Raw genomic sequence first — 223 nt, 5'->3', positions numbered from 1 at the left:
TGACATGTGGAGCTGACGAATACTAATAGATCGAGGACTTAACCATATAATATGTAGCAAATGTTATCTAGTTTTGAGAGAACATAAAAAACTTGTTGACTTTTAAAGTGAATAAGTTATAATAATGATTGTCTCAAAAGAATAATGTCTGGTAATGATGGCAGAGAGGTCACACCCGTTCCCATACCGAACACGGAAGTTAAGCTCTCTAGCGCCGATGGTA

At 36.8% G+C, this 223-nt stretch carries 1 rRNA gene; it reads left to right on the top strand.

The window, feature by feature from the left end:
• Nucleotides 1–147 precede the first annotated feature (147 nt).
• Nucleotides 148–223 (top strand): 5S ribosomal RNA (rrf, locus tag JDS98_RS29980); the annotation flags it as partial.

It is taken from the genome of Bacillus cereus group sp. N11 (genome assembly GCF_016483605.1).
Classification (GTDB): Bacteria; Bacillota; Bacilli; order Bacillales; family Bacillaceae_G; genus Bacillus_A; species Bacillus_A toyonensis.
This window is presented reverse-complemented; position numbering and strand designations above follow the sequence as displayed.